The sequence below is a fragment of the Streptomyces sp. AM 4-1-1 genome (genome assembly GCF_029167625.1).
Taxonomy (GTDB): Bacteria; Actinomycetota; Actinomycetes; order Streptomycetales; family Streptomycetaceae; genus Streptomyces.
On record NZ_CP119145.1, the window covers coordinates 4,395,882 to 4,417,935 of the forward strand.

Genomic DNA, 22,054 nt, shown 5'->3' on the forward strand with positions numbered 1-22,054 from the left:
GGGGGAGAATGGGGGTATGGAGCTGAACCCCTTGGAGCAGGCACTGCACCTGGCCCGCGCGCTCGTCATGGCCGACCTCGCGGCGGGAGACGTCACGGACGCCGAGATCGTCTCGCTGGTCGAGGACGCGGTGACGCATCGCCGCTGGTGGGTGGAGCAGTGGCCCGAGGGCGGCGCGTTCGTGGTGGGCCTGGTCGCCCAGGACGTGCAGGACGCGCTGCTGGAGCGGTACGGGCGCTGGCCGCTGTGCCCGGTGTGCGGCGAGGTGGACCCCGGCGGCCCGCACGCCCTTGAGGTCGAACCCGAGCTGGGCCCGGACCCGCACTGGGTCTGCGCCAAGTCGGCGGTCGCCGTGGCACCGGTCGGTCAGCTGGCGGGAGTGCTGCGCCGTTGACGGTCTACATCGACCCGCCGAACTGGCCGGGACACGGACGGATGTGGTCGCACCTGGTCAGCGACGTGTCGTTCGAGGAACTTCACCTCTTCGCGGCCACGATCGGCTGCCCGCCGCGCGCCTTCGAGCGCGACCACTACGACGTACCGGAGTCGCACTACTCCGACGCGATACGGGCCGGGGCGCGGCAGATCGGTTCCAAGGAGCTGGTCCGCCGGATCACGGACGCGGGTCTGCGTCGTCCGAAGCACCGCCCGGCGCCGGGCTGACCGCGCACACACCGGCCTCCGGGCCCGTGCCGGCCCTCGTACCCGTACCTGTGCCGGCCCCCGTACCCGTCGTAGCCGTACCCGTCAACGCGCCACGGCCGGTGCGCGCGGCCGACGCGGAGGAGGCCGCAGGTGCGCCCGCCACCCGTAGCGAGGGCCTTGCGTCCGACCGCTGCAACCGCAGGGAGAACACCACGGCCACCAGCGCGAGCACCGTCATCGCCGCACCCGCCCACGCGGTCGCGGCGAAACCGAAGTCCGCGTCGATCACCGCGCCGCCGAACCACGGCCCGCTGGTGTTGCCGAGGTTGAACGCGGCGGTTCCCGTCGCGCCCGCCAGGGTCGGGGCCGCGCCCGCGACGTTGAACAGCCGGGCGTTCAGCGCGGGGGCCGTGAAGAACGACGAGAGGCCCAGCAGGAACGCGAGCACGATCACGGCGGCCTGGTTCGACGCGAACAGCGCGATCGACACCAGGAAGACCGTCGACGCCGTGATCCCGGTCAGCAGCACCCCGAAGAGATGCGCGTCGGCGACCCGGCCGCCGACCACCGTACCGATCAGCGCGCCGATCCCGAACAGTCCGAGCACCGTCGGCACCCAGCCCGAGTCCAGCCCGGCGACATCCGTCAGCATCGGCGCGAGGTAGCTGAACGCGCAGAAGACACCGCCCGCCGCGAGCGCCGTGATCGCGATCGACAGCCATACCTGGCGGTCGCCGTAGATCGCCATCTCGCGCCTCAACCGCGGCTTGCGCTCGGGCAGCGGGATACGGGGGATCAGCGTCGCCACCCCGACCAGCGCCACGGCGGACGCCGCGCCCACCGCCCAGAACGCCGACCGCCAGCCGAAGTGCTCACCGAGGAACGCGCCCAGCGGGACACCCAGCACGTTCGCGATCGACAGACCGCCGATCATCACGGCCATCGCCCTGGCCCGCGAGTTCACCGGGACCATCGCGATGGCGACCGCGGCGCCCACGGCCCAGAAGCCCGCGCACGCGAAGGCGCTGACCACCCGGGAGACGAACAGCACTTCGTACGACGGTGCGAGCGCACCGCCCACCTGGCCGAGACCGAAGACGGAGATGAGCGCGATCAGCGTGGTGCGGCGAGGCAGCCGGAGAGTCGTCACGGCCAGCAGCGGGGCGCCGATCACCATGCCGATCGCGAAGGCGGATATCAGCAGTCCGGCCCGGGGGATCGACACGTTCATGTCGTCGGCGATGGGGGGCAGCAACCCCGAGAGCATGAACTCGCTGGTACCGAGAGCGAAGACGGAGAGACCGAGGATGTACACGGCCAGAGGCATACGGGACCGGCGAGCGGTGGAGTCGGGCATGACAGGTGCCAACAGTGATCTTGCCCGTTACATTCCCGGCCCGGGGACTTTTCGGCCGGGTCTGCCCCGCCCTGCCCTGCCCTGGCCCGAGCTGGGCCGGGCCGGCATGGACTGTCCTGTCCTTGACATGGCCTGTCTGCCCTGACGTAAGACGTTCTGGCCTGACATGGGACGTTATGTTCTGGGGTGAACTGTCTGGAACTGTCCTGAAGTGTTCCGGATTCGGTTTGTGCCCCGCAGGGATCAGCCGGGTGCTGTCGTGAGGAGGTCCAGTTCGGTGGTGAGGTTGCGGCGGGCCCGTGACTCCCACTCGGCCACGCCGAACGGGGTGCGGAACAGCCGGGGCAGCCCGAGGAGTCCGCGCAGCACGGCGGCGCGGCCGTCGCGGAAGGCGTCGTCGGGCACGAAGCCGTACTCCTCGCGGACCTGGGCCGCGTACAGCCCGTACTCCTTCGGACCCGACGCCAGGATCGCGAGGTCCGCGTCGCACAGCACCTCGCCGTTGGTGTCGCCGCCCGCCGGGTCGTGGGTGACGGTGAGCCGGACGAGGCGGGCGACCTCCGCGGTGGCCCGGGGGGAGAGGCCCGCCTCGGGGAGCGCGCGTTCGGCGAGTGCGGCGGAGCGCTCCTCGTTCTCGGACCGGTCGGGCCGGTAGACGGCGTCGTGGAACCAGGCGGCGAGCCGCACCAGATCCGGATCGGCCGCGTGCCCGGCGAGGGCGTCGACCCGGTCGAGGACCGTCCGCAGATGGTCGGTGGTGTGGTAGCGCCGCTGCGGTTCGGCCCAGCGCGCCAGGAGGTTGTCGGCGTACGGCAGCGGGTCGGGACCCTCGGCGTAGGGCGCCTCACCGCCAGATCCCTCACCGCCGGGTCCCCCACCTCCGGCACCTCCGGGTCCGTCACCGTCGGGTCCCCGCTCGCCGCCCCGGGCGGCGAGGAGCGCGTCCCGCCAGCGCCCGCGCAGGTCGTCGTGGGCCGGGGTCAGGACCGGGGCCGGCTGATCAGCGCTGTCACTCGTACGACTACCACCACTCATGGGTCGAGGCTAAGGGCTGTCCCGCGATCCGTGGTGGATCAGCGTGCGGCGTCGCACGCCCACCAGGAATTAGCGGACAGCCCTTAACGGTCCGGTGTCCGGAAAAACTCGCGCGCTTCGCCCGGAGGGTCCGCAGTACGGTCGTGCGATGAGTGATGAGGACGGCTACTTCGGAGTGAGTGTCGCGGCGACGTACGACGAGTCGTCGGCGGAGATGTTCGAGCCCACTGTCGTGGACCCGGCGGTGAGCGTTCTGGCGGAACTGGCCGACGGAGGTCGCGCCCTTGAACTGGGCATCGGTACGGGACGCGTCGCGTTGCCGCTGGCCGGCCGAGGAGTTCCGGTCCACGGCATCGAGCTGTCGAGGGCGATGGTCGACCGGCTGCGCGCCAAGCCGGGCGGCGACGCGATCGACGTGACGATCGGCGACTTCGCGACGGTGAGGGTGGACGGGACGTTCTCCGTCGCATACCTGGTCTTCAACACGATCATGAACCTGACGACGCAGGCCGAGCAGGTGGCCTGCTTCCGCAACGTCGCGGCCCACCTGGAACCCGGAGGCCGCTTCGTCATCGAGGTCATGGTCCCCGAACTGCGCAAGCTCCCCGCCGGTCAGGAGATCGTGCCGTTCCACGTGAGCCCGACGCGGTGGGCGTTCGACGCCTACGACGTCGCCACCCAGGCGATGAGTTCGAACTACGTCGAGGTTGTCGACGGCCGTGGCTCGTACCGGTCGATTCCGTTCCGGTACGTCTGGCCGGCGGAGCTCGACCTGATGGCCCAACTCGCGGGGATGCGGCTGCGCGACCGGTGGGCAGGATGGGCGGGGGAGCCCTTCACGAGTGAGAGCGAGCGACACGTCTCGGTGTGGGAGAAGCCCGCCGATGACTGAAGGCGACCGACGGCGGCTGACGGCGACCGAAGGCGGCTGACGGCGGCTGACGGTGGATCGCGTGGCCCCATGGCGGTGGAGGGTGCGCGGGCGCGTTGACCGAGTTCGTTGTTCGGGGTGTTCCAGGAAGTGCCCTCTGTTCCGCCGGCATTCCCTTCGGCGAGACGTGCGTGCGACGCGCTCACGATTGCGGTTGGCTGTGGCCATGACTGATACCCGTGATCCCGAACTGCCCGGCGTACTGCTCCGTACCGAGCGCGACGCGCTGATCCCGCTGCTCCGGGACGCCCCCGAGAGCGCGTTCGCCCTGCGCACCGCCTGCCCCGGGTGGACCGTGCGCCACGTCCTCGCGCACTGCGGTGCCGCGCTGAACCGGCTGGCGGAGAACCGGCTGGAACAGGGGGTGTTCACGCCCGAGTCCAACGACCGTGACATAGCCGAGCGCGCCGACTGGCCGATCGGCCGGGTGGTGGACGAGCTGGAGCGCGGGATGACCGAGGCCGGTCCGATGATCGCCGCCGCGGGCGGGGTGCTGGACCGGCTGGCGCTGGGGGAGTGGGTGCACGCCGGGGACGTACGCGAGGCGTTCGGGGTGGAAGGGGCGTACGCCGGTCCCGGCCTCGGGTACGCCCTCGGTCTGCTCACGGACGCCGCCGAGCGCCGCGAGACGCCACTGCTGATCGCACGACTGGACGGCCAGAAAGGCGAGTTGACCTTCGGCGTCGAGCGGGAAGGCCGACCGGCCGCGCGGTACGCCGGGGACGGGGCCACGCTGATCAGGCTGTACGCGGGTCGGCCGCTGGTCGGTACGCGGTACGAACTGGAGGGCGTACGGGAGAACGAGCTGATCGTCTTCGCGTAGGGCGTGGCGGATTTGGGGTGCGGGACGGGACGACCCGTGGCACGGGTCGTCCCGTCCGAGACGTCGGCCGGACACGGCCGACGTCTCGGACGGGCCTTCGATCGGCCGCCACGGCCGCTTGTACGCCGAGCCCGCCGATTTGAGTCGCCCGGCGCGATCAGTAGGTGAACGCGAGGCCGTGAGTGGCGGCGATCTCCCCGTCGGCGTGGCCTCCGTGGACCTTGACGGGATTGCCCGCGATGTTCCTGACCTTCAGGCTCGCCCGGAACCGGTCGCAGCCCCGCAGTTGGGACTTGGTGAGGTACAGGGTGTTCGCGGCGGAGAGGTGGTGCTTCGCGTTCGAGATGACCCACTGCGCCACGGGACCCTTGACCGGCGTCCCGCAGGCCACTCCGTCGGCTGTCTGCGGCTGGGCCTCGATCCATGTCTCGACCGATGTGCTGGTGCTCGTACCTCCGCCGCAGATCGTCGAGCCGGGCACACAGGCGGTGAGAGCGGCGTCCTGTAGGACGGCGATCCGGTCAGGACCCGTGGGCGTGACCGTGTAGCCGAGCGTCGTGGCCGTGACACCGGTCGGGACCACGGTGGAGTTGGCCTCGGGAAGCGTCCAACGCGCGTTCGTGGCGTACTGCGCGCGTGCCAGTTCGGCGCCCGCGGGCACGCGCATGGTGACGGTGCGCCCGTTCACGATGATGCTGGAATAGCTGACGATGGACAGTCGGCACCGGTACTGACCGGCGGTCGGGGCCTCGAACACCCAGCGCACGCTGGGCACCAGGGAGGTCTCACCGGGCGGCACGAGATTAGCGGCCCAGTACGAGCCCGCCTCGGTACCGGCGGGGAGCGCGCTGCCGTCGGCGTACCGGCAGCGGACGGCGAAGGTGTTGCCGATGTTGTCGCCACTGCTCAGCGGGGTGACGTTGGTGACCGAGAGGTTCCGCGACCAGAGGTAGGAACGCTCGCCGGCTGTCGCAGCGAATGTCAGCTCGGTACCAGGGATGTCCTTGTACTCGGCTGCCTTGCGGGTGACTTGAAGGTCGAAATCGGCGGACGCGGCGGGGGCCGCCGCTGTCGTCTGTGCCTGGGGCGATGCGGGCGGGGACGTCGCCGCCGTCGCTGTCGCCGTCGTGGAGAGCGTCGCTGTCAGCAGCGCGAGAACCGACGCGATTCGTAGGGGTCTCACAGGTGTCGTCTCCTTGTGGTCCGGAACCGGTGGACGGAGGTGCCCGTCACGAGCGCGAGCGGCTGGAACATTCGGTTTCGGGGGAAACCCGACGACCGGCCTCGGACCGGTAGAGCGCACGCAGTCAGTGAACACATGGTCGGATCAACCGTAAAGACCGATCGGGACACGCAACGGTGGGCGGTGCATTCGAAGCGAATGCACCGCCCACGGTTGTAATTCGCGCTTACGGCATTACGCCGCCCATGCAGACGGCGCCACGGTCGCCGAAGTAGGTGTAGGAGTTGTTCGTATTGCTGCTGGAACCCCCGGGGCTGATCGTCCCGTCCAGGATGTAGGAGCTTCCGCTCCAGTGGTAGACGACCGCGTTGACCGGCAGGTTGTTGACGTACGAGCCGATTCCGTTGTAGAAGCCGGTCTCGCCGAGGTGCGACAGGTATATGCACGCCTGCGTGCTCGTGGATGTGACGTCGAGGTCGACGAAGTTGGTGTCCTCGTAGAGGCACAGCTTTCCGGCCGGACAGCCGCCGACGGCCGAGGCCGAGGTCGCGGTCGCGGCCATTCCGCCCACCGCCATGGCCAGTGCGGCTACTCCGGTGGCGACCTTGCGCTTCCAGTTCATGGTTGAGCCTTTCGCGTTGTCGTTCCGTCACACGTGATCATCGTGAAGGTCAATGGCGAGGTTAATCGTGATGAATTGAATTGAACAGATGATCTTTCGGACACTCTGTCGAGATAGGCGGGGTTGACGGGTGGAGGAAATCCGTGCGAACGCCGACGGGATGGTTTCCGGATGTTTTCGTGGCTGTCGATGGGGGTTGGTGTCTCCGACAGGAGCCGACAGATTTCCTTTTGCCAGGGCCCGCTCCTGTTGGTCTCACAGGATTCCGGTTGAGATCGGTGTGGAAAGGCCCGCCGTCTCACATGGCGTGTGTGGCCGGTCCGGTCGTGCCGCGAACGCGCGAGGGCCCCGGTCGCGGAATGTTCCGCTTCCGGGGCCCGGTGGGGGCGTGCCGGCCTTCGGGGGCCGGTGGACGTGCCGGGCGCGTCCGATGTGGTTCTGACGCGGCCACCTGCCGTGGTCCTGACGCGGCCGCCCTCCGTGGTCCGGTGCGCCCGCCCGTCGGTGCCCTGTGCGGGCCGCCCGCCGTGGTCCCTACGCGGCGGCCTTGAAGCCGCGCAGCCGCAGCGAGTTGCCGACCACGAACACCGACGAGAAGGCCATCGCCGCCCCCGCGATCATCGGGTTCAGCAGTCCGGCCGCGGCGAGCGGCAGCGCGGCGACGTTGTAGGCGAAGGCCCAGAACAGGTTCGTCCGGATCGTGCCCAGCGTCCTGCGCGAGAGGCGGATGGCGTCCGCCGCCGCCCGCAGGTCGCCGCGTACCAGCGTCAGGTCACCGGCCTCGATCGCCGCGTCCGTGCCCGTGCCCATCGCCAGGCCCAGATCGGCCTGGGCGAGCGCGGCGGCGTCGTTGACCCCGTCGCCGACCATGGCGACCGAACGGCCCTCCGCCTGGAGGCGCTTGACGACCGCGACCTTGTCCTCGGGCATGACCTCCGCGTACACCTCGTCGATCCCGACCTCCGCCGCGACCGCGTCCGCCACCGCCTTGTTGTCCCCGGTGAGCAGGATCGGGGTCAAGCCGAGGTCGCGCAGCCTGCGGACGGCCTCGGCGCTGGTCTCCTTGACCGCGTCGGCGACCTCCAGGACCGCCCGCGCCTCGCCGTCCCAGGCGACCGCGATGGCCGTCCGGCCCGCCGTCTCCGCCGCGGCCTTCTTCTCCGCCAGCTCCGCGGGCAGGTGGATCTCCCACTGCGCGAGCAACCGCTCACGGCCGACCAGGACCGCGTGGCCGTCGACGACGCCCTGCACGCCGAGGCCCGCGACGTTGACGAAGTCCTCGGGGGTGGGGAGGGCGGCTCCGGTGCGTTCGGCGGCCCCGGCGGCGACGGCCTGGGCGATGGGGTGCTCGGAGGCGTGTTCCAGCGCCCCGGCCAGTCGCAGCACGTCGCCCTCGTCCGTACCGGTGGCGGTGTGGACGTCGAGGAGGGTCATCCGGCCGGTGGTGACGGTGCCGGTCTTGTCGAGGACGATCGTGTCGACGCGGCGGGTGGTCTCCAGGACCTCCGGGCCCTTGATCAGGATGCCGAGCTGCGCGCCGCGCCCCGTACCGACCATGAGGGCCGTCGGAGTGGCCAGCCCCAGGGCGCAGGGGCAGGCGATGATCAGTACGGCGACGGCGGCCGTGAACGCGGCCGTGACGCCCTCGCCGCTGAGGAGCCAGAAGGCGAGCGTGCCGAGCGCGAGCACGATCACGACGGGTACGAAGACACCGGAGATCCGGTCCGCGAGGCGCTGGGCCGCCGCCTTGCCGTTCTGCGCGTCCTCCACCAGCCGGGCCATCCGCGCCAGTTGGGTGTCGGAGCCGATCCGGGTGGCCTCGACGACGAGCCGGCCGCCCGCGTTGATCGTGGCGCCCGTGACGGAGTCGCCGGCGGTCACCTCGACCGGCACGGACTCGCCGGTCAGCATCGAGGCGTCGACGGCCGAGGAGCCCTCCACGACGGTGCCGTCGGTGGCGATCTTCTCGCCGGGACGGACCAGGAAGCGGTCCCCGACCCGGAGATCCGCGGTCGGTACGGTCACTTCCGCGCCGTCGCGCAGGACGGTGACCTCCTTGGCGCCCAGTTCGAGGAGCGCCCTGAGCGCGGCGCCCGCCTTCCGCTTGGAGCGGGCCTCGAAGTACCGCCCGGCCAGGATGAACGCGGTGACCCCGGCGGCGGCTTCGAGATAGATGTTCCCGGCGCCGTCGCTGCGGCTGATGGTCAGCTCGAAGGCGTGGGTCATGCCGGGCATCCCGGCCGTACCGAAGAACAGCGCCCAGAGCGACCACAGGAACGCGGCCGAGGTGCCGAGCGAGATCAGGGTGTCCATCGTCGCCGCGCCGTGCCGGGCGTTGGTCCAGGCGGCGCGGTGGAAGGGCCAGGCGGCGTACACGACGACCGGGGCGGCGAGGGTCAGCGACAGCCACTGCCAGTTCTCGAACTGGAGCGGCGGGATCATCGCCATCGCGATCACCGGTACGGCGAGCACGACGGCGGTGATCAGGCGCTGGCGCAGCGTGCGCAGCGCGGGATCGTCCCCGTCCTTGTCGTCGGCCCCGTCGTCCTCGCCGCTCTCGCCGCCATGTCGTCCGGCGGTCCGGTCGTCGCGCTCGGCCGTCGTCCGGGCCGGCCGCGGGGGGCGGGCGGTGTATCCGGTCGCCTCGACGGTGGCGATCAGGTCGGCCACGGAGACGTCCTCGCCCTGATAGCTGACCTTCGCCTTCTCGGTGGCGTAGTTGACGGTCGCCTCGACGCCGTCCATCCGGTTGAGCTTCTTCTCGACGCGGGCCGCGCACGAGGCGCAGGTCATGCCGCCGATGGCGAGCTCGACCTCTGCGACGGCGCCGTTACCGGTACTGGTGGTGGCGGTGTGCGCGGACACGGGTTCCTCCCTTGACCTCATGGTGTCGGTCGACTTCCGGCCGTCTGCCGTCCGTCGTGTCTGTCGACTCCGAGTGTTTCCGACTCCGGGTGCCGCTGACTCCGACCGTTGCCGCGATATACCCCTAGGGGGTATCAATCGCTGATCTCATGTATACCCCCCTCCCCTATGAACCGCAAGGTATGTCCGTCGCCGGGGTGATGATCGGGTGCGCCCGGACGCCCGGTGGGTATTCAGGCTCACGTATCTTCCAGTTCGCATTGAGGCTGCGCCTTCCGGCTACCGACCCGTAGGCTGGCCATTGGACTAGACCTATCGCTACAGCTATGGAGGAATGGGGTCCCATGAGCAACCGTGCAGTCCTGGAGGTGATCGCTCTCGACGCGGAGGACGCGGTCGCAGCTCAGGCAGGAGGTGCGGACCGCCTGGAGCTGGTCGCCGACATGGCGACGGACGGCCTGACCCCGCCCTGTGCGACCTTCGCGGAGATCCGGTCGGCCGTGGACATCCCCCTACGGGTGATGCTCCGGATCGTCGGCGGCTTCGCGCCAGGTGACATCGACGTACTCGTCGGGAGGACGCGGGAATTGCGCGCCGCGGGCGCCGATCAGTTCGTACTCGGCTTTCTCGACGCGGAGGGGCACGCGGACCTCGTCACCGTGGAACGCCTGGTCGCCGAGATCGAGGGCTGCCCCTGGACGTTCCACCGCGCGATCGACCGGTCCGCCGACCGTGACGCCGTGCGCAAGCAGCTCGCGGACCTGCCTGGCCTCGACACGTACCTCACCTCGGGTGCGGCGAACGGCGTCGACGACGGCATCCCGACACTGCTCGCGGAGGCGGCCCGTGCCGAAGCGGGCGAACCCGGCTACGAGCCGCAGATCCTGGTCGGCGGCGGCCTCCGCCTCGACCACCTGCCTCGCCTGCTGTCCGGGGGGATCGACGCCGTCCACATCGGCGGCGCGGCCCGCCGGGACGGCTGGTCGAGCCCGGTGGACGCGGCGGCGGTCCGGGAGTGGCGAGAGGCGCTGGACGCCTGAGCGAGATGACGCGGCGCCTTCCCGCGTACGGGTGTGGCGCGGTCGGTGCCCTGCGCAGGGGGTGTGACGCGCCCCTTGCCCCGCGTACGGGTGTGGCGAGGCCCCTGCCCCGCGTACGGATGGACGTACGCGGGGCAGGGGCAAGGGGCGCGGGTGTGTGCGGGACGGGGGGTACGCGGCGCGAGGTACAGGCGCGCGAGGTACGCAGGGGGCGCGAGGCGGTAGAAGCGCGCCCCCGCCTTCCCGCCGTTCCCCGTACAGGAAGCCCGCCCCGCGTCTTCAGCAGCGCCGGAACGGCGCTAAGGGCTGTCCCGCGATCCGTGGTGGATCAGCGTGCGGCGTCGGATGCGGTGCGTCGCCAGGCGGAGGGGCGTCCGCGTACTGGATGTACGGGGACGTTCCCACAACGCCGCGAGGCGCCGTAGCTGTCGTCGCACGCCCACCAGGGAGAACGGGACAGCCCCTAGCCCAGCCGCTCCGGCAACGGGCCCGCGTGCAGCACGGTCAGACCCGAGACCGCGCGGGTGAGCGCCACGTACAGCCGGCGCAGTCCGGTCCGCTCGTCCGGTTCGCCGTCGACCACCGCCGACGGTTCGTCCAGCACCACGTAGTCGTACTCAAGCCCCTTCGCCAGCGACGCCGCGACCAGCGTCAGCCGGGAATCGGCGGTCGTCTCCTGCCCGGGGGAGAGATACGGCAGGCCCGCCGCCGTCAACGCGTCGGCCAGAGCCGGAATCCGCGCGTCCGCAGCGATCAGCCCGACCGAACCCTCCCGCGTCAGCGACTCCCGGCACGCGGCGACCACCGCCGCGTCGAGCCCGGCCGGTTCCGCCACCGCCCGTACCGTCAGCGAACCGGGTGACTCACGCACCGACTCCACGGCCGCCAGCCCCGGTGAGATCGCCGGGAGCAGCCGCGAGGCGTACGCGATCACTTCACGCGGCACGCGGAAGCCCGCCGTCAGCTCCTCCACCACCGCGTCCGACTTCCCCAGATGCCGCAACGCCTCCGCCCAGCTCTCCGTCGACCACGGCGTCGTGCCCTGGGCCAGATCGCCCAGCACGGTCGCCGAACCGGTCGAACAGCGCCGCCCCACCGCCCGGTACTGCATCGGCGACAGATCCTGCGCCTCGTCGATCACCACATGGCCCAGCGAGTGCGTACGGGCCACCAGGTCGGTCGCCTCGTCGATCAGCACCGCGTCCGCCGCCGACCACTTCGCCGACTTCACGCCGCGCGCGGGCTTCCGCCACAGGATGGTCCGCTGCTCGTCCTCGGTGAGGACGCCGTCCGCGTGCGCCGCCAGGAACTCCGGCTCCGCCAGCAGTCGCAGCACCAGCTTCGCCGGGTCGACGGCGGGCCAGACCGCCTTCACCGCCGCCTTCACCGCCGGGGTGCGCGCCACCGCGTTCTGCACCCGGTCGTCCGGGGCCTCGCCCGCCTCCTCCATACGCACCAGGACCGCGTGCGCGATGCGCTGCGGAAGCGCCTCGTGGGCCGCGCCGTACCGCATGTCGCGGGCCAGCAGCTCGCGGACCATCTCCTCGACCTCGTACGCCGGTACCCGCCAGCGGCGCGAGCCGCGCACCACGACCACGGGCTCCGTCGGCATGCTCACGTGCGAGCGGATCGCCCGCCGCAGCACCTCCGCCATCCGGGCGTCCCCCTTGACGACGGCCGCCTCGGCCGGGTCCGTGCCGCGCACCTCGATGTGCGCGGTGACCAGGTCGTCGACGGTCGCCTGCTTCACCTCCAGTTCACCGAGGGCGGGCAGCACCTGCTCGATGTAGTGGAGGAACGACCGGTTCGGCCCGATGACCAGCGTGCCGGTACGGGCCAGCCGCTCGCGGTGCGCGTACAGCAGATACGCCACCCGGTGCAGGCCGACGGCGGTCTTCCCGGTGCCGGGACCGCCCTGCACACAGACCGTGCCGCCGAGCCCGCTGCGGACGATCTCGTCCTGCTCCGGCTGGATCGTCGCGACGATGTCCCGCATCGGGCCGACGCGGGGCCGCTCGATCTCCGCCTGGAGCAGCTTGCTGGTCCGCTCGGCCCCGGCGGGACCGGCCGGGTCGGTCAGGTCCTCGTCCTCGTACGCGGTGAGGTCCCCGCCGGTGTAGCCGAACCGGCGGCGCAGGGCGATGTCCAGCGGGTTCTTCCTGGACGCCTGGTAGAACGGCTGCGACACGGGCGCACGCCAGTCGATGACCATCGGGTCGCCCTGGGCGTCGTGGACGTGCCGCCGTCCGATGTAGAACTGCTCCCCCTCGGCCCCCTCGGCGCTCTCCGCGCCCACCGGGTGCAGATAGGTCAGGCGGCCGAAGAAGAGCGGGGTGTGCGCGAGGTCGGCGAGCGCCTTGACGCGGTCGTCCATCTGGGCCTGGAGGACGGCGGCGTTGACCCAGTTCGCGGTGACGTCCCGGATGTCGAGGGACTGCACGTCCTCGCGCATGGCGCGCAGGGCGGCCCGGGAGGCGGCGAGATGACCGCGCTCACGGGCCAGGGGATCGGTGGGGTCGGACGGTTCGGTGGGAGCCGTGTGCTCCGGGGGAGCCGAGGTGGTGGTGGTGTCGCTCTCTGCTTCGTGCGCGGGCACGGTGTTGCCTCCGGCTTTCAACGCGGGACGGCGGACCGCGACTCGCTTCCCGGCGCGGGCGGATCTCCGTACGGGCGGATTTCCGGTGGCTCGGGTGCGACGCGGTCCGCTCGGGGATCGATCACGTACGGCTGTGGCTGTCGGCCGGTTTCCGTCCGGCCGACGGCGCTCCCCCGGCGGCCGGCGTGGGCCGGCGCGCGGTACGGGAGGCGGGCAGACCCGCGATTGTACTGAGCGCGATGACCGGCGTCGAACGAATTGTCCGAAGGACCGGCGGGCCGACACGACGCCGTCCCGCCCGCCGCGTCCCTCCCGTCCTCCCCGCCGACCCGTAGGGCACGGAGTACGTCCCCCGTAGGGGACGGCGTGCGACCGGAGAGCTACGGCGCCCGCTCCGGGGTTCCGCCTGCGGATCGATGTCCTCACGGGCGGCGCGCAGGACCATGGAACACATGAGCACCGTAACCCTCGACCCCCGCAGGACCGGCTCCGCGCACGGCGCGACGGCGACCGCCGGTCACCCCCACAGCCACCGCGTCGGTGACGCGCTACGCGCCGTGAAGGTCTTCGTGAGCACCGCGTTCGGCGTGGTCGTGCTCGGCGAGTACGCGGAGGAGGCGGGCGTGCGCCGGGGCCACTGAGCGCCTGCCCCGTTTCCCCCGCCCCCGCCTTACCGGCTCAGCTGTCGGAGAGCAGTTCGTCCGCGTCCACGATCCGGTACGAATACCCCTGCTCGGCCAGGAACCGCTGGCGGTGCGCCGCGAAGTCCTGGTCGATGGTGTCGCGCGCCACCACCGAGTAGAACCGCGCCTCGTGCCCGTCCGCCTTCGGACGCAGCACCCGGCCGAGCCGCTGGGCCTCCTCCTGCCGGGAACCGAACGTGCCCGAGACCTGGATGGCGACCGTCGCCTCCGGCAAGTCGATCGAGAAGTTCGCGACCTTCGACACCACGAGCACGTGCAGCTCACCCTGGCGGAACGCCTCGAACAGCTTCTCGCGCTGGGCGTTGCTCGTCTCACCCTTGATCACCGGGGCGTCCAGATGCTCGCCCAACTCGTCGAGCTGGTCGATGTACTGGCCGATGACGAGGGTCTGCTCACCCTTGTGCTTGCGTACGAGCGCTTCGGTCACCTTCCGCTTGGTCGCGGTCGTCGCGCAGAAGCGGTACTTCTCCTCCGCCTCGGCGGTCGCGTACGCCAGCCGCTCGGAGTCGGTGAGATTGACCCGTACCTCGACGCAGTCGGCCGGCGCGATGTAGCCCTGCGCCTCGATCTCCTTCCACGGCGCGTCGAACCGCTTCGGGCCGATCAGCGAGAAGACGTCCGACTCGCGGCCGTCCTCCCGCACGAGCGTCGCGGTGAGCCCGAGCCGGCGGCGGGCCTGGAGATCGGCGGTGAACTTGAAGACGGGGGCGGGCAGCAGATGCACCTCGTCGTAGATCACCAGACCCCAGTCACGCGAGTCGAACAGCTCCAGGTGCGGGTAGACGCCCTTCCGCCGGGTCGTCAGCACCTGGTACGTGGCGATGGTGACCGGCCGGATCTCCTTGCGGGTACCGCTGTACTCGCCGATCTCCTCCTCGGTCAGCGAGGTCCGCTTCACCAGCTCGTGCTTCCACTGCCGGGCGGAGACGGTGTTCGTGACGAGGATCAGCGTGGTCGCCTTGGCCTGGGCCATCGCCCCGGCCCCGACCAGCGTCTTCCCGGCGCCGCAGGGCAGCACGACCACCCCGGACCCGCCGTGCCAGAACCCCTCGACGGCCTGCTTCTGGTACGGGCGCAACGCCCAGCCGCTCTCGTCCAGCTCGATGGCGTGCGCCTCGCCGTCGACGTACCCCGCGAGGTCCTCGGCGGGCCAGCCCAGCTTCAGCAGCGTCTGCTTGACCTGCCCGCGCTCGGAGGGGTGCACGGCGACGGTGTCGGGGTCGATCCGGGCCCCGACCAGCGGCGCGACCTTCTTCGACCGAAGGATCTCCTCCAGCACCGGCCGGTCGGTGGTGGTCAGCACGAGCCCGTGCACCGGGTGCTTGGAGAGGGTGAGCCGCCCGTACCGGTCCATCGTCTCCGCGATGTCGACGAGCAGGGCGTGCGGCACGGGATACCGCGAGAACTTCACGAGGGCGTCGACGACCTGCTCGGCGTCGTGCCCGGCGGCGCGGGCGTTCCACAGGCCGAGCGGGGTCAGCCGGTAGGTGTGGATGTGCTCGGGCGCCCGCTCCAGCTCGGCGAAGGGCGCGATGGCACGCCGACAGGCGTCCGCCTGCTCGTGGTCCACTTCCAGGAGCAGTGTCTTGTCACTCTGGACGATCAGGCAGGACACATGTACCTCCGAAGTCGGGATCGCCCGGTGGCGGGAGCGGGATCGCCTGGTGGCGGACCGCACACCCGCCGGGGTCCGGGCCTTGCCCCGGACGAGACGCCCGAAGGAGCCTCGGCACGCGCGCCGGGAGCGTGCGCGGCCACCTGTGTGGGACGTTCACGGGAAACGCACCAGTCTACCTCGGGGGCGGGGAGGTGGGGCGGGTGTGAGGGAGGGGCGGGCTCGCGGTGCCGGGCGCGGCGGATCACCGACCGGTTCCGCTCGGGACCTTCCACGCGACGAGATCTTCGACGAACTCGCTGTGGGAACGGTTGGACCCGTTGGGCGCCGGGAGAAGCCCCTCGGTGAGGGCCTTCGAGATGATCTCGGGACCGTCGCCTTCCCTGAAACGCGGACTGATGAGCTGGGCTTCCAGATCCTCCTCGGGCGTCCGACGCCGCCCTGTGTCCCGGCCGTGCCACTGCGCCGGAATCTTCCATGACGCCCTGTACAGCGGAAATGCCTCGGGAAACGAGGAGGAGCCATGCTTCCGACTCCGCTGCCGCCAGTGCGTAGACGGACGAGGCCGATCCGCTCGCCTTCGCGAGTGCCGCGGTGACCGCCCGCCGTGCCGTGTCGTAACCGGGGCCGGGACAGGCGTCCATGTCTTCGTGAACCGCGATGCCGACGAACTCGCCGGCTTTGAGTTTGGCCTTGCCCCGCGCCTTTCTCACCAACGTTCCCGCGGCCGTCGCGAGATCGGTGCCCGACTTCTTTCGCAGCCGCACCGGATCGGTGATCTCGGTGAGAGTGACGGCGGCGGCGAGGCCGGGATGGGCGGCCTTGATGAAACCCGCCGGCATGCGGCGGTCGTTGGCGCTCTCACCGGCAAGGACGACGATGCCGCGGCTCTGCGCACCGCGTATGTTCTTGTGCCTCACAGCTCGTCTTCCGTCAGGTCACCGCCGAGTACGCCTGAGAACCACAGTTCTCCGAGAGGCTGATCACCGGTCTCCTCGACGATCGCCTCGATCTCATCGGTGGTCAACGCCGGAATGATCGAGGCACCGTCCTCGTCCCGCTCAGCCGTTGGATGCCGAAGCTTCCGCCGTCGGACTCCCGGCCCGCTTTCTTGTCGACGACTCGGGCCTCATCACCCGAGATCGTGATGCGCCTCCCCTGCCCTGCCCCGGGTGCGCTTGAACGCGAAACTCTCCTGCCGTGACAGCGTGTAGGCATCACGGCTGTGCGGCGAGGACCGTCGCCGAATGGTCAGCGAGTACTCGTCCGGTGCCTTGGCACTTGCGTGAGTCGTCCAGTCGGCCTTGAGGTGGATCACCAGGGAGGTCGGGGGCCTTTCCCCGCCCCAGAACGCCATCTCGTCGAATCCGCCGCGCTCTTCCAGTGCGGGTTTCAGATCGGTTCGAATGATGGCGGCGAGAAAGTCGAACACCTTGAGGACGTTGGATTTACCCACACCGTTCGGGCCGACGAGGACAGTGAGCGGACCGAGCGGGATGGTCACGTCACGAAGGCTGCGGAAGTTCTCCACATGGAGTTCCAGAAGGCGGCCGGGCATGGAATGAACCTATCGGACGGCGGGTCGCAGGGGCGGGCGTGCGGCCGTGGAAAGACCACCCGGCGCCAGGGTAGACGCTCCGGCAGACAGCGGGCAGCTCCTCAACCTGACTTCGAGCCGGCGGTCCGAACAGAAGATGTGGGCCATCCTGAACGAGAACGTCATCAGGGCCGTGGTCGCAGGCCCGGACGGCATGGCCGACTGCGGTCCCGCGCTCGTCTTCTCGGCCCAGGCGTGGTCCGCCTTCGTCGGGACCGTCACCGGTCGCTAGGACCGTCCCGGCGGCGTTTGCCGACCAGGAGGCCCCGTTCTCTCGTCCTTCAGACGCGAGAGCGGGGTCTTCGCGTGGGGGTGTGAGTGCGTAGGTCGAGACAGGGCGTACGCGCGCTCGCGCGGTCGGCGTGGAGATGAGGAGCCTGTCGGGGTGGCCGGTAGCTGACACCGACGAGTGACATCACTAGGCAACGTCGTTTCACCGGCACTATCGTCAGGACATGACGATATGAGCCATGGAACGACGTCATTCGATGCTTGGAGGGACTGGCATGCTGCTGCGATTCCAGGTCACGAATCATGCTTCGCTGCTGGAGGAACAAGAGCTGTCCCTCGTCGCCGCCGATCGGCACCCGGAGCGGGCCGAGTGTCCGTCGCCGGGCGGCGGTGAGTTCGTGGTTCCTGTGGTCGCGGTGTACGGCACCAACGCCTCCGGGAAGTCGAACGTCATCGACTCCCTCGGCTGGATGCGATCAGCGGTCCTGTCCTCGTTCCGCCGCTGGGACCCCAGCGGCGGAGTTCCGCGTCGTCCGTTCGCGCTCGGTCATGGCGCGGCTGATCGGCCCAGTTCCTTCGCGGCCGACTTCGTCGTCGGCGGAGTGCATCATCAGTTCGGGTTCTCGGTCGACGACGAACAGGTCACCGAGGAGTGGCTGTACTACTACCCCGAGGGCCGGCAGCGCCGTCTGTACGAGCGAGGGGCGGACGGCGAGGTCGTTTTCGGCAGATGGCTCACCGGCCGACGAAAGCTGATCGCCGAACTGCTCAGGCCGAACAGTCTCTATCTGTCCGTCGCGGCGGCCCAAGGACATGATCAGCTCAGTGCGGTCTTCCGGTGGTTCCGGTCGGGCCTGCGGATGGCCACGGACCACGACTTCGCCCGGCGCCTCGATCACACGGTACGGCTCTGCCTGGAGGGACGGGACCGGCAGCAGCCACATCCCGTGTCGGACCTGCTTCGGTTCGCCGACCTCGGTGTGTCCGGGCTGGAGATCCAGGACTGGGACGAGAACGTCCGCGCGGATCACCAGCGGATCACGCAGGCGCTCCGGGAGGCGCTGGGTGACAAGGTCCGTGTGCAGGAGGACAGCAAACAGCGGATCAGGGTCGAGCACCGGACTGCTGAAGGCGTGTTTCCGCTCGACCTCGCGTACGAGTCGAGTGGTACGCGTACCTGGATCGGTCTCATCGGCCCCGTCGTCACCACATTGGCCGAGGGCGGGGTGCTCTGCGTGGACGAGCTCGACGCCCGTCTGCACCCCTATCTGGTCGATGCTCTCGTCGGCGTGTTCCAGTCCCCCGAGACGAACAGCGGGGGAGCGCAATTGATCTTCAGTACGCACGAGGCGGCACTGCTCGGACGCAACGTCCGTACCCAACTCTTCAGGGATCAGGTGTGGTTCACCGAGAAGGACCCGGACACCCTCGCGACGCGCCTGTTCCCGATGACCGAGTTCTCGGTGCGGGACTCCGCGGACAACCTGGAGAAGCGGTATCTGGGCGGGCGTTACGGGGCTGTGCCCCACTTGGACGACGATCTGCTGCGGGACATGGCCGTGGCATTCCGGCACGGGGGTGGCAGTGAAGCGGGGCAAACCGCTGAAGCGGGCGAAGGGCGTACGCCAGGAGCAGCGTAGGTTCCTCATCTACTGCGAGGGCGAACGCACGGAGGATCAGTACTTCAAGGGCCTGAAGGGGGAACTGCGCTCACTGCCCGTGTCCATCTGCATGGGCGGCAAACACGGCGAGCCCAAGACGCTGGTACGCGCGGCCGCCGCGCACAAGGAGCGGGCGCCCAGCTCTCCTCAGGACCGGTGCATGGAGTACGACGAGGTCTGGTGCGTGATCGACGTGGAGGCTCCCGCTCCGCATCCGGGACTGAAGGAGGCCCTGGAGCTCGCGGCGGGTCACGGAATCGAGGTGGCGCTGACCAATCCCTGTTTCGAACTCTGGCTCCTGCTGCACTTCACCGATGTGTCGGGGTACTGCACGTCGGACGGTGCGCAGCGGATGCTGGAAAGGCTTGGTGTCTGCGGATACACGGGTGATCGGAAGCACGTCGGCTACAACACGCTCCGCGACCGGTACGGTCAGGCCAAGGCGCGCGCGGAGGCGTTGAGGCAACGCGGCTCGAATCGGCACACCGAGAATCCATGGACCGATCTGGACCGGCTGGTGGAACTGCTGAGGCTGTCACGGCACCGCCCCGGCTGACGGAGTGCGGAGACCGGCCGGTCCGCCGGAGGAAGGCAGCCGTGCTCGGTTCGACACGGCAGTGCCCCTCAGGGCGCCCCCTCGTCCGCCAGTTCCGCGACACCCGTGATGCGGTGCAGTGGGTACGTGCGGACCTCGTCCGCCGTGTGGTCGTACGCCGTCACGAAGCCGCCCTCGACCCTGACCGGGGCGATCACCCGTTGGCTGGCCGCGCCCTCCGCGTTGACGTAGCCGATCCAGAGCGCCGATCCGGTCATGGCGGCGGCCTGGACCGTGGCCAGGGTCTCGGCCGGGGTCGTACGGGGGAGGGGCGCGTCGCCCGGTCCCGTGGGTTCCGACGCGGGGGTCTCCTTGCGGACGACCGTGGCCGCCGTGTCCCCGGCCCTGATCGCCCGTACCGCCGCGACCAGCAGCGTGTCGTCCGGGATCGGCGGGCCCTCCGGCACCGGAGCCGGGGGAGTACGCGGCGGGGTGCGGCGGGCTCCCGCGCGGGTGATCAGGACGTCGCCGTCGGCGGACTCGGCGGCCGGGGCGTACCCCATGTCGCGCAGCCCTTCGAGGAGGGACGACGGGTCGATGTACGAAGCCAGTACGGTCGGTGCGAGCCGGCGCAGCCGCAGGGGGGCCGAGCGCTTGTCGGCAAGGATCTCGTTCAGCACGGCCTCGTCGTCGCAGCGTACGTACGAGGACGCGGCGCCGATCCGCAGACGGCCGTGGCGGCGGGCCACGTCGTCGATGAGGTAACTCAGCGGCTGCGGCACGGCTGTCCGGCTGTGCGCGGCCAGGAACGCGTGGAGGTCCGATGCCGAACGGCCCGCGTCGAGTGCCCGGCGCACGGACCCCGGCGTGAACCGGTACACCGTCGCGCCCCCCTTCGACTCGATGTCCGCGAGCACCGACAGCGCCTCCGCCAGCGGGCGCTCCAGCGGGCCCGGGGCGACCGCCGTCAGGTCCGCCTGGAGCAGCACGTGGTCGAGGGGTTCCGGGATGAGCGGGGCCAGCCGGGCCGCGGCCTCGGCAGGACCCTCGGCGAGCAGCGCCCGGGTGTGGGAGGCCAGGGCGCCCCGGCCGGTGACACCGAGGAGTTCGGACTCGCTGAGCGTCCACAGGGCGAGCCGTGACCGCAGGTCCGCGGTGTTGCCCGCGCTCGCCGACGCGCCCGGGACGGCGGCGCGCAGCGGTCGTTCCCAGCGCAGCCGGGCGAGCAGGGACTCCGGGTCGGGCGCGGTGCCCGTGGGCAGGAGCGCGAGCAGCGACAGCACCCGGTGGCGCACCTCGGGCGCGGCGGAGCGGTCCAGCTCGGGGCCGAGAGTGGACAGCGCCCGCCCCTTCGCGTCCTGGCCGCCGACCAGTCCCGCCGCGCGGGTGGCGGGGAGCCAGGCCTCGACGAGACGTACCCAGCGGCGCTGGGCGGGGAGTTCGAGCCAGTCGTCGTACGCGGGCGTCGGGGCGTACCGCTCGTCGTTCTCCCCATCGGCGGCCAACAGCCCGGCCGCATACGCGAGTTCGATCCAGAACGCGGCGATGGGCTCGGACACGTCGAGTGCGGAGGCGGTCCGCTTCAGCTCGCGGACACTGAGCCCGCCGGCCCGCAGGGTGGCCGGGCCGCCGCCGTTCCACCCCTTCAGCAGCTCCTCGACCGTGGCCACCGCGGTGAACGCCTGACCTGCGGCGGCGCTGTCCACAGCCTGGGGATCGCGGGTCGCGGCCGCCACCACGGCGGGCGGCACCGGCTCCGGTACGCGGTGGGCGCGCCCGGCCCGCAGATGCAGCGCGGCCTCGCGCGGCAGCACGACCGTCCGCGTCGACACGGGCAGCAGCAACCCCCGGTCGCGCAGCCACTTCACGGGCGGGGTGGGGTTCGGGGTGACCTCCCCGTACGGCGGCCCCCACACCAGCCGGTCCAACACGGCCAGCGCCTCCACCGGGGCGGTGTCCAGGAGCGCGGCCATCCGCGTCCGGTCGGTGAACAGCCCGGCCAGCGCCGCAACGGCGGAGACCGGGTCGTGCGTGGCGGGCAGCCCGGCCACGGCGATGATCTCCTGGAGCCGGCCCGGCGACATCCCGGCCGTCGCCTCGGCCACGGTCGGGCCGAGACCGGTGGGCGAGGGGTGCTGCGGGGACGGCGACAGCAGCTCACGCGCGGTGCGCACGAGCCGCAGCCGGTCGTTCTCGCCCCAGACGAGGGCCTGCTCGCGCAGGGTGGCGAGGGACCGGGGCAGTGACTCCACGATGGCGGCCCCGGCCTCGCCGCGATGCTCGCCGTCGTCCTGCCCGTCGCCCGTGAGCAGCGTCAGCAGCGTCTCGTACGGGGATGGGTCGGGCGCCACGGCGAGCGCTTCCGCGGTCTGGAGCGCGAACTTGTCCAGGTGTTCGAGCGCGCGTACGACGGAGGCGCGGGTGCCCGCCCTGGTGGCGAGCTGCGTGATGTCGTTCGGCACCGGGGACAGCAGGTCGGGACGGGCACGCAGCAGCCCGGCCAACGATTCGTCGCCCCGGGCGCGCAGAGCTTCGGCGAGCGTCCGCGGTGGTGTGGTCATCCCCATCCAGCCCACGTTAGCCCCTGAACAGGCCCGAGGAGCGCTACCGTCGG

The 22,054-nt window shown here is 70.8% G+C and carries 18 protein-coding genes; 9 read left to right on the forward strand and 9 right to left on the reverse strand.

The window, feature by feature from the left end; all coding sequences use genetic code 11:
- The first annotated feature begins 16 nt into the window (after nt 1-16).
- Together PZB75_RS18610 and PZB75_RS18615 are read left to right on the forward strand one after the other, a co-directional pair.
- Nucleotides 17-394 carry a hypothetical protein gene (locus PZB75_RS18610; protein WP_275536438.1) on the forward strand — a complete coding sequence of 126 codons (378 nt, stop codon included), beginning with the start codon at nt 17-19 and terminating at the stop codon, nt 392-394.
- Nucleotides 391-663, forward strand: coding sequence for a DUF4031 domain-containing protein (locus PZB75_RS18615; RefSeq protein ID WP_275536439.1), 273 nt, complete (start codon nt 391-393; stop codon nt 661-663). Before PZB75_RS18610 ends, PZB75_RS18615 begins: the two co-directional genes overlap by 4 nt.
- Here PZB75_RS18615 and PZB75_RS18620 read toward each other — a convergent pair.
- A complete protein-coding gene (locus PZB75_RS18620; RefSeq protein ID WP_275538757.1) occupies nt 614-1,972 on the reverse strand; it encodes a Cmx/CmrA family chloramphenicol efflux MFS transporter in 1,359 nt (452 codons plus the stop codon). The two genes, PZB75_RS18615 and PZB75_RS18620, sit on opposite strands and share 50 nt — an antisense overlap.
- Before the next feature lie 273 nt (nt 1,973-2,245).
- Complete coding sequence (locus PZB75_RS18625; RefSeq protein WP_275536440.1) at nt 2,246-3,037, reverse strand: hypothetical protein; 792 nt, start codon at nt 3,035-3,037, stop codon at nt 2,246-2,248.
- A 148-nt stretch (nt 3,038-3,185) separates the two neighbouring features.
- Here PZB75_RS18625 and PZB75_RS18630 point away from each other — a divergent pair, with 148 nt between their 5' ends.
- Together PZB75_RS18630 and PZB75_RS18635 are read left to right on the forward strand one after the other, a co-directional pair.
- The gene (locus tag PZB75_RS18630; RefSeq protein WP_275536441.1) at nt 3,186-3,929 is read left to right on the forward strand and encodes a class I SAM-dependent methyltransferase; all 744 of its coding nucleotides are present in this window, start codon (nt 3,186-3,188) and stop codon (nt 3,927-3,929) included.
- A gap of 205 nt (nt 3,930-4,134) precedes the next feature.
- Nucleotides 4,135-4,791, forward strand: a complete 657-nt coding sequence (locus PZB75_RS18635) for a maleylpyruvate isomerase family mycothiol-dependent enzyme (protein WP_275536442.1) — start codon at nt 4,135-4,137, stop codon at nt 4,789-4,791.
- Nucleotides 4,792-4,948: 157 nt separating this feature from the next.
- Here the strand turns inward: PZB75_RS18635 and PZB75_RS18640 are convergent, their stop codons facing one another.
- The 3 genes from PZB75_RS18640 to PZB75_RS18650 form a co-directional block, all read right to left on the reverse strand.
- Complete coding sequence (locus PZB75_RS18640) at nt 4,949-5,974, reverse strand: hypothetical protein (protein WP_275536443.1); 1,026 nt, start codon at nt 5,972-5,974, stop codon at nt 4,949-4,951.
- Nucleotides 5,975-6,200: 226 nt separating this feature from the next.
- The gene (locus tag PZB75_RS18645; RefSeq protein ID WP_275536444.1) at nt 6,201-6,596 is read right to left on the reverse strand and encodes a peptidase inhibitor family I36 protein; all 396 of its coding nucleotides are present in this window, start codon (nt 6,594-6,596) and stop codon (nt 6,201-6,203) included.
- Nucleotides 6,597-7,130: 534 nt separating this feature from the next.
- Nucleotides 7,131-9,482: a heavy metal translocating P-type ATPase gene (locus PZB75_RS18650; RefSeq protein ID WP_275536445.1), complete on the reverse strand. Its 2,352-nt coding sequence runs from the start codon at nt 9,480-9,482 to the stop codon at nt 7,131-7,133.
- Between the two features lie 323 nt (nt 9,483-9,805).
- Between PZB75_RS18650 and PZB75_RS18655 the strand changes: the two genes are divergently transcribed.
- A complete protein-coding gene (locus PZB75_RS18655) occupies nt 9,806-10,501 on the forward strand; it encodes a copper homeostasis protein CutC (RefSeq protein ID WP_275536446.1) in 696 nt (231 codons plus the stop codon).
- A gap of 463 nt (nt 10,502-10,964) precedes the next feature.
- Here the strand turns inward: PZB75_RS18655 and PZB75_RS18660 are convergent, their stop codons facing one another.
- Nucleotides 10,965-13,097, reverse strand: a complete 2,133-nt coding sequence (locus tag PZB75_RS18660; RefSeq protein WP_275536447.1) for a UvrD-helicase domain-containing protein — start codon at nt 13,095-13,097, stop codon at nt 10,965-10,967.
- 452 nt (nt 13,098-13,549) lie between these two features.
- Here PZB75_RS18660 and PZB75_RS18665 point away from each other — a divergent pair, with 452 nt between their 5' ends.
- Nucleotides 13,550-13,738 (forward strand): hypothetical protein, encoded by a 189-nt coding sequence (locus PZB75_RS18665; RefSeq protein ID WP_275536448.1) that lies wholly within the window; start codon nt 13,550-13,552, stop codon nt 13,736-13,738.
- A gap of 37 nt (nt 13,739-13,775) precedes the next feature.
- Here the strand turns inward: PZB75_RS18665 and PZB75_RS18670 are convergent, their stop codons facing one another.
- Together PZB75_RS18670 and PZB75_RS18675 are read right to left on the reverse strand one after the other, a co-directional pair.
- On the reverse strand, nt 13,776-15,416 hold the full coding sequence (locus PZB75_RS18670; RefSeq protein ID WP_275536449.1) for a DNA repair helicase XPB: 1,641 nt from the start codon (nt 15,414-15,416) through the stop codon (nt 13,776-13,778).
- Between the two features lie 1,132 nt (nt 15,417-16,548).
- Complete coding sequence (locus PZB75_RS18675) at nt 16,549-16,974, reverse strand: AAA family ATPase (protein ID WP_275536450.1); 426 nt, start codon at nt 16,972-16,974, stop codon at nt 16,549-16,551.
- A 136-nt stretch (nt 16,975-17,110) separates the two neighbouring features.
- On the opposite strand from PZB75_RS18675, the gene PZB75_RS18680 reads away from it, so the two are divergent.
- The 3 genes from PZB75_RS18680 to PZB75_RS18690 all read left to right on the forward strand — a co-directional run bounded on the left by PZB75_RS18680 (nt 17,111) and on the right by PZB75_RS18690 (nt 19,461).
- A complete protein-coding gene (locus PZB75_RS18680; protein WP_275536451.1) occupies nt 17,111-17,245 on the forward strand; it encodes a DUF397 domain-containing protein in 135 nt (44 codons plus the stop codon).
- Nucleotides 17,246-17,519: 274 nt separating this feature from the next.
- Nucleotides 17,520-18,884: an ATP-binding protein gene (locus tag PZB75_RS18685; RefSeq protein WP_275536452.1), complete on the forward strand. Its 1,365-nt coding sequence runs from the start codon at nt 17,520-17,522 to the stop codon at nt 18,882-18,884.
- Nucleotides 18,823-19,461 carry an RloB family protein gene (locus tag PZB75_RS18690; RefSeq protein WP_275536453.1) on the forward strand — a complete coding sequence of 213 codons (639 nt, stop codon included), beginning with the start codon at nt 18,823-18,825 and terminating at the stop codon, nt 19,459-19,461. Before PZB75_RS18685 ends, PZB75_RS18690 begins: the two co-directional genes overlap by 62 nt.
- A gap of 68 nt (nt 19,462-19,529) precedes the next feature.
- Here the strand turns inward: PZB75_RS18690 and PZB75_RS18695 are convergent, their stop codons facing one another.
- A complete protein-coding gene (locus tag PZB75_RS18695) occupies nt 19,530-22,007 on the reverse strand; it encodes a helicase C-terminal domain-containing protein (protein WP_275536454.1) in 2,478 nt (825 codons plus the stop codon).
- Nucleotides 22,008-22,054: the final 47 nt, after the last annotated feature.